Source organism: Perlabentimonas gracilis (genome assembly GCF_011174675.1).
GTDB classification, from domain to species: Bacteria; Bacteroidota; Bacteroidia; order Bacteroidales; family Tenuifilaceae; genus Perlabentimonas; species Perlabentimonas gracilis.
Genome location: NZ_JAANIG010000032.1, coordinates 15,794 through 30,244, shown reverse-complemented (window position 1 = coordinate 30,244; position 14,451 = coordinate 15,794). Strand labels below are relative to the sequence as shown.

The window sequence follows — 14,451 nt, the reverse complement described above, 5'->3', positions numbered from 1 at the left end:
GCTGCAATAAATATAATGTATTTTACCATATCCCTATATTTCTTAGAGTCCTTTTTTTACTGACAAATAAAGTGTTTAATATTGCATCGCCATATGACATTTGGCATCATTAAAATTTGAATATACCATATACCTTTTATAATACAATGCTACCAAATCATTACAAAAATAATCATTAAACATTTTTCAGCTAGGCTGTTGGGTTGTACTCTATTATTTCAATGAAAGCAAAACCTAGTATTATTAGTATTTTTTCATACATTTGGATGAGTTGAAATAAAAATTGACTCCATACTATTTTATTATAGAGCGAAATAAGCCCATATGCATAGTGTAAAAATAGTTATCATAAGCATTCTCATCTTTTTTAGCAAGTTATCGTCGGCTCAGCAGATCTCCGATGCCAACCTAAGGGCAGCTTTCACATATCAATTTGCATTAAATACTAGTTGGCCCAACGAGAACAATCTAGACACATTCAGAATTTTGCTGGTGAGCGACAATTCGGAGCTCAGGCAAAAGTTTAACGAGGTTTTTACCGGACGACAGATTAAGGGAAAACCCACCAGTATCATTTTTGCTAACGATGCAAACATTCCCCTACTACCAGCTCCGCACATCGTATATATCGATCAATCGAAGAGGCTGTTCGAAAACCGCATTTTTGAGCGCGTAGACAATCAACCCGTGCTGGTTATTACGGAGGAAAGTAATCTGCGATCGGGTACGATGATAAACCTGGTTTACATCGATGAGAATAGAACAAGCATTTCGTTTGAGCTAAACCGAGAGAACATTGAGCGTAAAGGGATGGCTGTATCGCCTCAGCTACTTATCCGTGGTGGATCAAGGGTTGATTTTGCGGAACTTTACGAGAAGCAGGAGGAGACTCTTCGAACCGAAAGGGAAAGAGCAGAGATATACAGAGAACAAGTTCAGGAGTATCAGCTTGTGATTGCACGACAGCAAGCAGCCATCGACTCACAAAACCATAGAATTGCAGAGCAAGTAGAGGAGATTAGAGCCAAGCAAAAAGAGCTTAACCAGCAACAGATGGTACTCCAGGAACTTAGACTACTGCTCGATTCGGTATCGGCTGAGGTAGTGCAGCAGCAAGAGGTACTGGCATATAATGTAAGAATGCTTGCTAGGCAACAGGCTGACGTTAGCCAGCAACAAAAGAAGTTGGAACAGCAAGAGGCAGAAATTGAAGAGCGGAACAACATACTACTTGAGCAGCGAAAAAAGATGCTTGAGCAGCAGCATCAGATTGATGATCAGAGCAAGGTGCTGGCCAAGCAAGAGAATCAGATTGTTGGGCAAAAGCGTTGGCTGCATCTATCTCTCACCACGGTGTTTTTGGGAATTATTGTGCTTATCTTACTAACCCGATCTAACTCCATAAGGCGCCGTGCCAACAAACTACTTAGGGAAAAGAACCTGGCCATTGAGCAACAGAAAGAGCAGATTGAAGAGCAAAAAGCGGAAATTGAAAAACAGGCCTTGGAGCTTGAGGAGCAGAATATCAACCTTGAGGCCATTGTAGAGAAAAGAACCCTCGAATTTAAACTTGCCAAAAATAGGGCTGAGGAGAGCGATAGGTTAAAAAGTGCTTTCCTAGCCAATATGAGCCATGAAATTCGTACCCCATTAAACGCCATCATAGGTTTTTCCGAACTACTTTCAAATAAGTTGGAAAGTCCCGGTACGTCGGAGAGTAGCTACATTAAGGTTATAATAAACAGCTCGTACGATTTGCTAAGGCTTATAAACGATATTATTGATATTGCTAAAATTGAGGCTGGCCAGCTGCAGCTCGAGCAAAATGAGTGCGATATTATTGACGAGCTTAAAACACTCCATAGCACCTACAGCCAGATTATTGATTCGAAACCAGAGAAGAAAGAAGTAAGCCTACAGCTTAACTACTCATCCACCACCGAAAGGCTTGTAGTGAAAACCGATGGAAACCGATTGCGGCAAGTGCTCCGTAATTTGCTCGATAATGCCATTAAGTTTACAGAAAGTGGAAGTATTGAATTTGGCTACAAAGAGGTAAACGGATCGCTCCAGTTCTTTGTTTCCGATACCGGCATAGGGATTCCCAAAGCAAGCCAAAAATCGCTTTTCCAGCGCTTTGTAAAAATCGAACACCGAGAGCATAAGCTGTATCCTGGAACGGGTCTGGGGTTGGTGATTTCAAAGAATTTAGTTGAGCTTATGGGTGGTAGAATCTGGTTCCAATCCGAACAGCAAAAGGGTACAACGTTTTTCTTCACAATCCCTTTACTTGCCCAAGGCAATAGCGCCAAAACGCCGCCCCAGCTGCAGCCCAAGATTGATCAAGTTCAAACCTTTAAAGGAAAAACGGCCCTAATCTGCGAGGATGATGAGGCATCAAGAAACCTTCTGTGCAACTACCTCGATGTACTGGAGCTAAACTACTTTGTTGCCACCAATGCCCATGAAGCCGTTGAGCAGTTCCAAACCAATCAATCTTTAATTGATATTGTGCTGCTCGATATACAGCTCCCCGATGGCGACGGGTACTCTGTTCTTAAACAAATAAGGGATTTGGAAAACAAGAAAACCCCCGTTGTTGCCCAAACGGCCTTTGCTATGGCCAACGATGCCAAGCGAATTTACGAAAGCGGGTTTAACGAATACCTAGCCAAACCCTACCTGCTAAACGACATTTCATCTGTACTAGCCAAGTTAATAGGGTAATCCCAGTGGTTAAACAGTTGATGCAAAAAGATTTATATATTAACCTCAACAAAACGAAGGTTCAACTTGTGATAAGTTAATTTTATCAAATCGTAGGGTTTCTTATTGATTTATTCTAGGCAAATGCCCTATCTTTACAGTGAAGTTTACTCAACAAAGCTATGAAACCACTAAAAATAGAAGCAGCCATCGACACCCCGGAAATAATTTTCGATCCTGCTACCAATATATTTTCAATATCAGGCATCTCTCATCCCGAGAATGCCAAGGAGTTCTACGAGGAGATTCTCGACTGGCTCGATGAATTTTACCAAGAGATTGAAGCAAAGAAGGGGCAAAAAATCATTGTCGACCTTAACTTCAAGTACATCAACTCATCATCATACAAGTACCTAAGGGAAATCATGAAAAAAGTTGCCAACATCAAGCGTAATGGTGTTGAGGTAGAAGTAATTTGGAACTACCAGGAGGACGATGAGGATTTGCTTAACGAGGGGATGGTGCTTTTTGAACTACCAGATATTAGCCTCGACTACCGCTGTATTCCCTACAACTAAACCTACCCTACTCCCTACCAGCAGCATGCTGCTGATTTTCAATGCGTGCAGCAATCGATCTCATAAGCTTTGCAAGCGAAGCTAGCTCAGGAGCAGTTGCTTTGCCAGTAAATCGATGGTTCACCCTGTCGTAGGTAAGATTAAGTGCAATGTCATCGGTTGTGCAGCCTACAATGGGCGCCAGCACCTTAGCCAGCACATCGGGTGACAAATCGTTTCTAATAACCCCAAAGTTAAGTAGCTGCGCAATCAGCGATGAGAGAGCCCCTGGGGCAAGGCCTTTATGGTTTGTATTGGTCGATACGACCTCTGGATTCGAATCATGCTCCTGCGTTTTAAAAATACGCTCCAAGATTTCGAGCTTAACATTCTCCAGAAAGCTTATTAACCGAGGTAAATACTTTTGATGTATATAAACCGACTCGGCATGCCTGAGGCCATGGTCTCCAGTCTCCAGATGATCTATACTTGACTTTAGATTCTTAAGCCACAGGTCAATGGCCACCACTGTGTAGTCATTCAATGGGATAGACTCAATGGTAACCTTAGCCTTTCGTAAAAAAGGGTTGAACTTGGCCTCGAAGTACTCCTCAATCATAAGCTCCGACTGGCTTAGGACTGACTCCTCCGAGAAAAGATTAGCCACCTGATCGCGCAGCGTACTGAACGTTGCTATGGTTTGACTAACTACTTGCGCCCTATCCATAAAATTTTCTTTAAAAATCTATAAAACATTGCAATATAGCTATTTTTTAGCGTTTTTTTACCACAAGAACAACGCCTAAGCCATTTTTATTCACAATCTTTTCATATTTTTGTGCCTTAAATTAATATCAACAAAACAGCAAACAACTATGGCAAGCATCAGAAACATTAAGAAGGATATTGACTACCTAGTGAGCGAGGTGATCTCCGACTGCTACACCTACCTATACCTGCATGGCGACAAGAATCAGGATAAGGTGGTAAACATAATTGAGGATGTGGTAAACAAGCGCAATGAGTTTTTCCAAAGGGTAAATAGCCCCGACAAGTCAATGGATCGCAAGCAAACCCGTCAGCACTACAAGGCTGTTTACAGCGACCTACTCTCTACCGTTGACAATTCATTCTCAAAGCTAAGCGAGCTTACCAAATAGCACAACCAAAAATCTACCTAAAAGGTTCTCATCGTTTGGCATGGCTCAATGGTGGGAACTTTTTGTTTTTATCCTACTCCAGATTAAAACTCCTAAAAAACTATGAAGTACGATTTTTCAACCGAGATACCACGGCAAGGCACATCAACCATTAAATATGATAAGCGCGAGCTAATTTTTGGCAATGACAAAGTAATCCCTATGTGGGTGGCCGATATGGATATTGCTACTCCCCCCTTTATTATAGAACGGTTGCAAAAACGGCTTCAGCATCCAATACTAGGATACACCCTGCAGGACGATGAGTACAACAACTCCATTGCTTGGTGGTTACAAAAACGTTTTGGGTGGCAAATCGAAACCACTTGGTTATCGTACTGCCCCGGCATTGTGGCTGGGCTTAACCACGCCGTGCAGGCGTATACAAATCCGGGCGACAAGGTGCTTATACAATCGCCAGTTTACCACCCATTCTACTATGCTGTAAAGCAAAATGGCCGCGAGTTGCTTACCAACCCACTGGTTCTCACCAACGGTAAGTACCAAATAGATTTTGAAGATTTTGAGGCTAAGCTTAGCCAAGGGGTCAAACTTTTCATCCTATGCTCACCGCATAACCCCGTGGGCAGGGTGTGGACAACCGATGAGCTAAACCGAATGGCCGACCTTTGCCTTAAGCACAAGGTGCTAATTGTAGCCGACGAAATCCATGCCGACTTGGTATTCGAACCCAACAAGCATATCCCCTTTGCTACCCTATCGCCAGAGGTAGCCAACAAGACCATAACCTTTGGGTCGGCCAGCAAAACATTCAACATTGCGGGTCTGGCCACCGCATGGATTGCCATATCCAACACCCAGCTGCTTAAGCGATACAACCTGCAAGCCCAGCGCAACGGCACCTGGCACGGCAATATTTTTGGTTTTGAGGCAACCAAGGCAGCCTACTCGCCCCAAGGCGAGGAGTGGTTGGAGCAGCTACTTTGGTACCTTGCAGAAAACACTTCGTTGGTTCGAAATTTCCTCGAGGCTGAGCTGCCCAAGGTAAAACTTGTTGAACCCGAGGGGACCTACCTTCTATGGCTCGACTTTAGGGAGTACAACCTGAGCAACGATGAGCTTAAAAAGTTACTGGTTGAGAAAGCTGGTATAGGTTTAAACGAAGGAGAGATGTTTGGCGAAGAGGGCAGCGGGTTTCAACGGATGAATATTGCATGCCCTTCGCAAACCGTATCGCTTGCCCTGCAAAAGATTAAGGATGCATTTTGCGACCTGTAATCCACTACATGACTAATTATCAAGGGTTAATTTTTAAACATGTTGAACATTTACCAGTGTTTTTTAGTTTCTTATGGTGAATTAGGCTGTAAGTAACTTGTATAGGTTGGCAGATATTGCATAACTTTATATAAGTTTTAAACCAGATTTATATTTGCCATGAGAATACTAAAAGTATTGGTAACTATTGTGCTCATAATTGGATTGTTGGCCATTAGCCAACGGGCAGAATCCCAGCGTCCACCAGCAACGCTATTCTATGCCGACTCCATTGACAACATCAATATAGATATTCGAAACGATAGGTACGGCAAGATATCGAGCCTAATTATTTATCACAACCACCGAATAGCTTACGAATCTTACTACGGATTTACCCAGGCATCCACACTGCACCCCATTAGCTCGGTTACCAAAAGCATAACATCGCTTGCCGTAGGCATTTGCCTCGATAAAGGATTTATTCCTTCGCTGGATATAAAACTTGTTGATTATTTGCCTGAGTACGAGTACATATTCGAAAACGATCATCGAAAAAAGGCCATTACCCTAAGGCATCTGCTCGAACAGACCAGCGGTTTTAAGTGGGACGAATGGTCTATACATTACTCATACGCCGGCAACCCGCTAATTGAGCTTAGCCAAAAGCCTGAAAGCTGGATCCCCATAATCCTTAGCTTACCTATGGATACCATACCCGGTACCAAATTCAACTACAATAGCGGTTGCTCCGATTTAATAAAAGAACTTGTGGAGCGTACCTCAGGTATGGATTTCAGAGCTTTTGTTGATAAGCATATCCTTACCCCTCTAAATATAGCGTCGTATCACTGGGATACCTATCCTGAGAATGGACAGCCTGCCTGGGGTGGACTGTCGCTTACCACGCGCGATATGGCCAAAATTGGAGTCTTAGTTCATAATTACGGGAAGTGGGGACACAAAACGGTAGTGTCGGAGCAATGGATAACCGAGTCGGTTGCACAGGTGATTGAAGCCGATAGCATAGGCTACGGCTACCACTGGTGGGTCAAATCCCAGCCCGATGGGCAACCCCTAGTATTTGCAGCAGGTTACGGCGATCAGTACGTTTTTATAGCACCCGACAAGCGTTTGGTTGTGGCCATAAACGCAAAGAACTTCACGGATCATAAGTGGGAACGCGACCACAACGACCTTATCGACAGAATACTGCGAGCCTACATACACAATGGGATGGCTCAAAGCGGCACCAATACTAACAAGCAAACCTAAATAAATAATCTACCTAAATACAAATAGTTATGGCAAACCTAAAAACTACCTATCTGGGTTTAGAACTAAAAAACCCACTAATCGTAGGGGCTTCGTCGCTAACCGCCGACCCCGAAAAACTTGGTGCCTTGGATAACGCTGGTGCCATAGTTATCAAATCGCTTTTCGAAGAGCAGGTTCAGCTCGAGGAGTTGGAACTTATGAACGCTATGGAGGAGTATGCCGAGCGTAACGCAGAGATGACGCGACTATTCCCCGACAACAAGCATGCCGGATCCAAGGAGCACCTTGTGGTGCTAAAGAAGGCTAAAGAGAACACCAACGTTCCAGTAATTGCAAGCCTAAATGCAGTACATGACGATACCTGGGTTGAATATGCCAAGCAAATTGAACAAACTGGGGTTGATGCCATTGAGCTAAATCTTTTTACCACACCCCGAAATTTTGAGATGGCCGAAGCCGATATTGTACAATCGCAGGTGGATACCCTAAACAAGGTGAGCAAAGCGGTTTCAATCCCAATTGGTGTTAAGCTTAGCCCATTCTACACCAATCCCCTATCGGTGATTTCGAGGTTGGATACAGAAAAGGTGAATGGCTTTGTGCTTTTTAACAAGATGTTTCAGCCCGATATCGATATAGAGAAAGAAACGCTTGAGCAAACCATAGTGCTTAGCGATAGCTACGATGTGCGCCTTGCCATACGCTTTGCTGGACTACTATACGGAAACATCAAAGCCGATATTGCCAGCGCTGGGGGTATTATGAATGGAGCCGATGCTATTAAAACAATACTAGCAGGCGCATCTGCATTTCAGGTGGTAAGTGCCCTATATGTGAACGGCAACGAGCATATTAAAACCATACTATCTGACATTGAGGCCTGGATGGACAAGAAGGGTTATGCCCAAATTGATGATTTTAAGGGCAAGCTTTCGCGCAAAAATATTAAGGATCCTTTTGCATACCGACGCTCACAGTACGTCGATATCATCATGAAATCGGAGCAGTACCTAACACGCAAAACCCTTCGATAGCTCAATGGTCGATAAGCAAAGGGTTTCCCTGCTAAAACAGGAAGAAATAAAGGCAACAGGCCCAGTTGTTTACTGGATGTCGCGCGATCAGCGAGTCCACGACAACTGGGCCTTACTTTACGCCATTGAGCAGGCCAATATGCTAAATGCCCCCGTGCTAGTTGTTTTCGCTCTTAGCAACACGTTTCTAGGTGCTACATCACGTCACTACGCATTTATGCTAGAAGGATTAAAGGAGATTGAAGCTAACCTTAGCGTTGCTGGAATAGCTTTTGAACTCCTCACTGGCGACCCAATAAAAACAATTCCCAGCTACATCAGCCAAATCAATAGCAGTCTGCTTGTATCCGACTTCGACCCGCTACGCATAAAAAAGCAATGGAAAGATGGCGTGAACTCAGCCATCAATATCCCGCATCATGAGGTTGATGCTCACAACATTGTTCCTTGCCGAGTAGCTTCGCAGAAGACCGAATTTGGGGCATACACCCTACGGCCAAAAATCAACAGGCTACTTCCTCAGTTCCTAACCGATTTCCCTATTCTGCAGCCTCCTGTAAACAAGAGCAATAGCGCTGGTGTTGACTGGCAAGCCATTGAAAGCTGGATTGATGCCGACAAAAACGTGAAGCCAATCGAATGGATTCGGCCCGGTGAAATGGCTGCTCAGGCATTGCTCCACTACTTTATCGAGAAAAGGCTAACTGGATACAGCACCCGTCGCAACGATCCGATGGCCAACGGCCAGTCGAACCTATCGCCATATCTACATTATGGTCATATCTCAGCACAGCGTGTAGCCATCGAGGTGTCGAAGGCCAATGTATCCAATGATGATAAATCGGCTTTTCTCGAAGAACTTATTGTAAGACGAGAGCTATCGGACAACTTCTGCCACTACAATACGAACTACGATAATACCCAGGGATTTCATGCGTGGGCCAAGGAGTCTCATCTTGTCCACAGCAACGATGAACGGGAATATCTGTATTCCCTCTCCGAATTTGACCAGGCCAAAACCCATGACGACCTTTGGAATGCAGCACAAAAAGAGATGATTACCACAGGTAAAATGCACGGTTACATGCGAATGTACTGGGCAAAGAAAATTTTGGAGTGGACCCAATCGCCCGAGCAAGCTATGGAATTTGCCATATACCTAAACGATAAGTATAGCCTCGATGGGCGCGACCCCAACGGCTACGCTGGCATTGCTTGGAGCATTGGTGGAGTGCATGACAGGGCGTGGGGTACAAGACCAGTATTTGGGAAAATCCGTTATATGAACTACAATGGCTGCAAGCGCAAATTTGATGTTACGAAGTACACAAATCGGTTTGCTGCAAAATAACAAAGGGGCATAGCGCCCCTTACGTTATAACAGAGTTGGAGTATTATGCTAAAAAGCAAAACCTAAAGCAAAGCCCATACGAGTTCGGAAACCCTCAAAGATATCACCGCTAAACGACTCGCCCTGAAGTTCAGCAGAGGCGTTCCCCTTGGCGTAGTGTCCGCCAAAGAATAGATCCATTGTAAAACCCGACTTGGTTACCCATTGCCTTCCCAACGAAACACCTCCTCCAAAATTGGTGTATCCAAAGTGGTCGGTACTCTCTTTTATCGTTACGCTATAGTTTTGATAACGGATATAGGGACCAATATAAAATCCATCAATAGCATCCTGTTTTGCATAGAACCTAACCTCAGGGGTTAGTATTAACCCTGAAAAACCAGTATCGTCGAACTTGTAGTTAAGGTAGGCAACGCCTAATTGACCCGAAGTAAAGTCATTAATTTTGCGTTCATAAAAAACCGAACCTGTTCCTACAATAAGGCTTAGGGTGTTAACCTTAAGAACATTTTTCTCTTCCGATACATCGGGTTTCTCTGCCAGCAAAGGCATCGATATAACCAATGCCAATACAATTGTAATTGCTTTTTTCATGAATTAAGTTTTTTAATTTGATTAGGCGTCATAACAACCAAATTATATGCCAATAGTCACATTCCGAAGCTATGCATACCAAAAATATTTCTAAATAAAAACCAACCCACTGGTTTTCTGAAGTAAGGACTACTCTAATAATTTTGAATATTTTTTGTGTAGATTTGTTGATCTATCATTTAAAACCTTTCGTAAGGTTTGGTATCAAACAGAATACAAGCAAATCAAAGTAAACAAACCATAAGTATAATTATGAAACGAATAACCCATCAAATTACCAGATTCTGGATTGCACTAGTTTTGGTATCTGCCCTGGGCCTAGCCTACAGTTGCCAGCCCGAAAAAATTGCAAAAGACGATCAGTACGTTGTAATCCTTTCGCTCGATGCCTTTCGCTGGGACTACCCAACCCTTGCAAGCACACCAAACCTCGATAAAATGGCGAAGAATGGTGTTGCCGCGGAGGCACTTATTCCTTGCTACCCAAGCAAAACATTTCCCAACCACTACAGCCTGGCAACGGGTCTTCATCCCAACAACCATGGGCTGGTTTGCAATCGCTTTTACGACCCTGAGCTTGGATTCTACTCCATGGGCGACAGGAGTGCTGTGGAGAATACGGGCTTTTATGGCGGTGAACCATTCTGGGTAACTGCCGAGAAGCAAGGTTTAAAAGCGGCTACCTACTACTGGGTTGGGTCCGAAGCGCCAATTGGCGGGAGTCACCCATCGTTTTGGAAAAGGTACGACCAGTCGGTTCCCTTTAGCGATAGGATTGATACGGTAATTCATTGGCTTAGCCTACCCCAAGATCAGAGACCTAAACTTGTTGCTTGGTACTACCATGAACCCGACTGGATTGCACACAGGGATGGTCCAACAGGTAATGAAACCCTTGCCATGGTAGAACATTTGGACAGCCTAGTGGGTGTGTTCATAAATAGGATGCAGGAACTACCCATTGGCAAAAAGGTAAATTTTATTGTTGTTTCCGATCATGGCATGGCCGAGATTTCACCTTCAAAATACATCAACCTAAATAAGCATATTAAGCGTGATTGGTTTGAGGTGATAACTGGCGGAAATCCGGTATATAGCCTACAGCCAAAGGATGAGTTCAGAGAGCAAGCAGTTGCTGCTTTAAAATCCATTCCAAATCTAAAGGTTTGGGAACGTCACGAGATCCCCGAACGTCTTCACTACGGCTCAAATCCTCGCATACAGGATCTTGTAATTGAAGCAGCAGAGAATTACAGCGTGGGCTTTTCTTCGGATAGCACCCGATATACTGGCGGTGCACATGGTTACGACAATGCCTACCCCGATATGCATGGTATTTTCTTTGCCCAAGGCCCTGCATTTAAAAGGGGGCATAAGCAAAAGGCATTTATCAACACCAATATATACAATATTATTACCTATACGCTAGGGCTAACACCTGCCGAGAATGATGGTAATTGGGAAGATGTAAAAGATATCTTCAGGTAATTAGCTCACCAAGTAGCACAAGGAGGTTTTCTATAAACAAATTTAGAATTGAATACTTGAAAAACCTCTAAGATAGAAACGAATAAAAAGAGGGTGTCTAAGACTTTTTAGACACCCTCTTACTTATGATGAGAATTAGTGAATTGTGATCTATCTTAGCCTATTACCAATTCTTAATCCGAAGTAAATCATTCTTGGCTGGTTTGGCCCATACATGTAACCTGGGTCACGCTCGATACCGGAGTCAAAATCGCTCTGGTATGAGTTGAACATATTCTTTACCCCAGCAAATACCTGCATAGTAGCGCCATTCATCTTAAGGTTATACCCAACCCTTAGGCCAAGGTCAAAGAATGGGTTGGTGGTACGCAGCTCTCCCTCCTCTGGGTCGTCGATTGTTGGGCCAAAATAGGGAACAAGCATCGACCCGGTGTAGGTTCCCGTTGTACTCAGGCTTAGCTTCTTGGTTGGATTCCAATCGGCAGTAAAGAAACCATAGGTGTTGGGAGTTCTAAAAAAGTTTCGCTCATCGAACTCCTGCTCCTCCTCAAACATACTACGCTGCAAGGTTAACCCAGCTCGGAGGGAAATTTTCTCAGCAGGAATCACCGTTAGTTCCGAGTTAAGCCCCTTAACCACAGCCCCCTCCTCTGCATTTACACGGGTATAAATTATAACACCATGCTCGTCGATATCGCCATACTCGTTGGCAAATGGGTTGTTAAGCTTGGTATAAAACCCCTCGAGAAGCAAGTTCGATTTTACCTCGCCAAAATTCTGGTTAATATCAAGCGAGGCCATAAAGCTATGGCTTGTCTCCTGATGTAAGTCGGGCGAATTCCTATGAATAACCTTTCTTGAGCCTGAGGTCTCAATGTGCAGATCCTCATCAAAAATTTGGGGAGCGCGATAGCCCATGGCGTAGCTAACCCTTGCCTGCATCATGTCGCTAAAGTCGTACATAAGGGTAACCCTGGGGCTAAGCACATTACCAACTATATCGTTGTTTGGGCTCTCGGCATCGGCTATACGGTAGTGATCGAAGCGTACGCCTGCTGTTGTTTTAAAACTATTTATCGAATAATCGACCTGGGTAAAGGCACCCGTAATGTTTTGCCTTTGGTTGGCAACCATAGTATTCTCGGTATGGGGTACCGAGATAATTTCATTATCAACAATCACAGCGTTTTCGTAATCGGGGTACCCGAGCTTGGTATCCTTTAGCATCCCGCCTTGGTTCTCGGCGCCAAAGATAATACCCACGCTCTCCTTATTGATCTTGTACTGAGCCCCCACGGTGTAGGTTAAATCGTTGGTAAAGCCATAATCGCTTAGCGACTGCTCTGCGCCGTAGTAGGAGTCCCGATCGACGTTTTGAGCTGATACAAAGACCGACAGCAAGTTCATGTCACCCACAAACTGATCGAAAGTTAATGCCCCAGTAGTAATATTGTGGGTTACGGCTTCGGCAATGCCAGCCTCATGTAGGGGATAGTCATGCCTATCGCCCCCTCTCCTATTCTCGCGAATGTTGAAAAAATCGGCGGTTAGCTTGCTCCTGTTGCCAAAGCGATGAAAAGCTCTTGCTCCAACGCTTGTGTTCTCAATGGATGCCAATTCGGAAAAGCCGTCGTTGTTCGCATCAAAAGGAGTGCGGTTGCGTACAAATCCAAATACAGCCAACCCAGTTTTTATATCTGATGATACTGCGGTTGCGCTAAAGTTCATGCTATTATCGGGTGCTAAGCCACCAGAGTTGCTCATCCCAATCCCCGAAATTCCTCCATTTAGACCAAATTCGTAGGAGTTGTTTATAGGATCTTTAAGGATTAGGTTTACCGTTCCGGCAATGGCGTTGCTACCGTAAAGTGCCGATCCACCGCCGCGAATCACCTCTACCCTATCCACCATATTCGAGGGGATAAGTTCAAGGCCATACACTCCTGCCAAGCCGCTAAATATTGGTCGGCTATTGATAAGTATTTGGGAATAGGGTCCCTCCAAACCGTTCATCCGAAGCTGAGTGAACCCACAGTTCTGGCAATTATTCTCCATGCGCAGCCCCGGACTAAAGTTAAGTCCATCGCTAAGAACAACCGACTGGGTCATAGTGAAGAGCTTGGGGGTAACGGTATTCACCACCACCGACGATTCACGACGACGCTGCTCGTTCCTATCGCCCGTTACCACAATCTCATCGAGCCCAACGGCATCCTCCGACATGGTGAAGTTAAGTTCAAGCGTTTGCCCGGCAATAATGGTCACCTCCTTTTGTGCCGATGTAAAACCAATGGCTGTAGCCACAACTGTATATGTTCCCTCAGGGATATTTACAATGCGATAGTGCCCTGTTTCATCGGTTGAAGTACCAATGGTTGTTCCCTTCAGCACCACGTTGGCGAATGGTATATGTTCACCACCATTTAGCACATGGCCCACAAGGTGAGCATCGCTTTTGCGCTTTACCCCATGTTGATGCTGGTGCTGTCGGCGCCCCTGCTGAGCAAATGATGTAGTTGTTGATATTAAAATAAACGAAAGGCAAAATAGTATAATAGTTCTCATAATAATTCAAAGGGTAGTGCACACAAAGCATCTATTTGTATGCTCTGCTGCCAATTAAAAAAATGGATAAAAGAAAAATGGATAAAAGGGGATACGGTTTTAGAAGGCGTAGTATGGAGGAGCCCTATTGGAACATATTTGCGAGATATTGTAACCAAATCTTTGAAGAATAAAATAGTGCTTAACTATTTTAGGCTGCATTACGCTAGCTACTACTCGGAATAAACCAACAGTAAACAGGATTAATAAGCTATCGAAAAAAAGCAGTTCAACCTTTGTATGCTGGTGGGTTTGGTTAGGCTCATTAGCTTGATTGGACTTGCTAAACGGGTGAGCATGCACTAATAAAGTCCCATCCGACAACCTATGCAGGTGCATAAAGAGGGTATTATTGAGCGTTAGCAGCCCAATAATACCCACCAGAGCAATGGCAAAATACTTTTTAACTATGTAATGCATAC

General features: G+C 44.1%; 12 protein-coding genes. 8 read left to right on the top strand and 4 right to left on the bottom strand.

Features of this window, described 5'->3' with window-relative positions:
* Positions 1 to 324 precede the first annotated feature (324 nt).
* Positions 325 to 2,727 carry a YfiR/HmsC family protein gene (locus G8O23_RS13105; RefSeq protein ID WP_166365565.1) on the top strand — a complete coding sequence of 801 codons (2,403 nt, stop codon included), beginning with the start codon at positions 325 to 327 and terminating at the stop codon, positions 2,725 to 2,727.
* 161 nt (positions 2,728 to 2,888) lie between these two features.
* Complete coding sequence (locus tag G8O23_RS13100; RefSeq protein ID WP_166365562.1) at positions 2,889 to 3,284, top strand: DUF1987 domain-containing protein; 396 nt, start codon at positions 2,889 to 2,891, stop codon at positions 3,282 to 3,284.
* A 7-nt stretch (positions 3,285 to 3,291) separates the two neighbouring features.
* Here the strand turns inward: G8O23_RS13100 and G8O23_RS13095 are convergent, their stop codons facing one another.
* A complete protein-coding gene (locus G8O23_RS13095; RefSeq protein ID WP_166365560.1) occupies positions 3,292 to 3,990 on the bottom strand; it encodes a hypothetical protein in 699 nt (232 codons plus the stop codon).
* A gap of 148 nt (positions 3,991 to 4,138) precedes the next feature.
* Here G8O23_RS13095 and G8O23_RS13090 point away from each other — a divergent pair, with 148 nt between their 5' ends.
* The 5 genes from G8O23_RS13090 to G8O23_RS13070 all read left to right on the top strand — a co-directional run bounded on the left by G8O23_RS13090 (position 4,139) and on the right by G8O23_RS13070 (position 9,343).
* A complete protein-coding gene (locus G8O23_RS13090; protein ID WP_166365558.1) occupies positions 4,139 to 4,423 on the top strand; it encodes a hypothetical protein in 285 nt (94 codons plus the stop codon).
* A 102-nt stretch (positions 4,424 to 4,525) separates the two neighbouring features.
* The gene (locus G8O23_RS13085) at positions 4,526 to 5,701 is read left to right on the top strand and encodes a MalY/PatB family protein (RefSeq protein ID WP_166365556.1); all 1,176 of its coding nucleotides are present in this window, start codon (positions 4,526 to 4,528) and stop codon (positions 5,699 to 5,701) included.
* A 159-nt stretch (positions 5,702 to 5,860) separates the two neighbouring features.
* Entirely contained in the window at positions 5,861 to 6,955 is a 1,095-nt protein-coding gene (locus G8O23_RS13080; protein ID WP_166365554.1) for a serine hydrolase domain-containing protein, read from the top strand.
* Positions 6,956 to 6,984: 29 nt separating this feature from the next.
* On the top strand, positions 6,985 to 7,992 hold the full coding sequence (locus G8O23_RS13075; protein ID WP_166365552.1) for a dihydroorotate dehydrogenase-like protein: 1,008 nt from the start codon (positions 6,985 to 6,987) through the stop codon (positions 7,990 to 7,992).
* A gap of 4 nt (positions 7,993 to 7,996) precedes the next feature.
* Positions 7,997 to 9,343 carry a deoxyribodipyrimidine photo-lyase gene (locus tag G8O23_RS13070; RefSeq protein WP_166365550.1) on the top strand — a complete coding sequence of 449 codons (1,347 nt, stop codon included), beginning with the start codon at positions 7,997 to 7,999 and terminating at the stop codon, positions 9,341 to 9,343.
* 48 nt (positions 9,344 to 9,391) lie between these two features.
* Here G8O23_RS13070 and G8O23_RS13065 read toward each other — a convergent pair whose 3' ends face one another.
* Positions 9,392 to 9,937 (bottom strand): DUF3575 domain-containing protein, encoded by a 546-nt coding sequence (locus G8O23_RS13065; RefSeq protein WP_219932518.1) that lies wholly within the window; start codon positions 9,935 to 9,937, stop codon positions 9,392 to 9,394.
* A 252-nt stretch (positions 9,938 to 10,189) separates the two neighbouring features.
* Here G8O23_RS13065 and G8O23_RS13060 point away from each other — a divergent pair, with 252 nt between their 5' ends.
* Positions 10,190 to 11,425: an alkaline phosphatase family protein gene (locus tag G8O23_RS13060; RefSeq protein WP_166365548.1), complete on the top strand. Its 1,236-nt coding sequence runs from the start codon at positions 10,190 to 10,192 to the stop codon at positions 11,423 to 11,425.
* Between the two features lie 150 nt (positions 11,426 to 11,575).
* Here G8O23_RS13060 and G8O23_RS13055 read toward each other — a convergent pair whose 3' ends face one another.
* Both G8O23_RS13055 and G8O23_RS13050 read right to left on the bottom strand, forming a co-directional pair.
* Positions 11,576 to 13,990: a TonB-dependent receptor gene (locus tag G8O23_RS13055; RefSeq protein ID WP_166365546.1), complete on the bottom strand. Its 2,415-nt coding sequence runs from the start codon at positions 13,988 to 13,990 to the stop codon at positions 11,576 to 11,578.
* A 99-nt stretch (positions 13,991 to 14,089) separates the two neighbouring features.
* Positions 14,090 to 14,449 (bottom strand): hypothetical protein, encoded by a 360-nt coding sequence (locus tag G8O23_RS13050; RefSeq protein ID WP_166365544.1) that lies wholly within the window; start codon positions 14,447 to 14,449, stop codon positions 14,090 to 14,092.
* Positions 14,450 to 14,451: the final 2 nt, after the last annotated feature.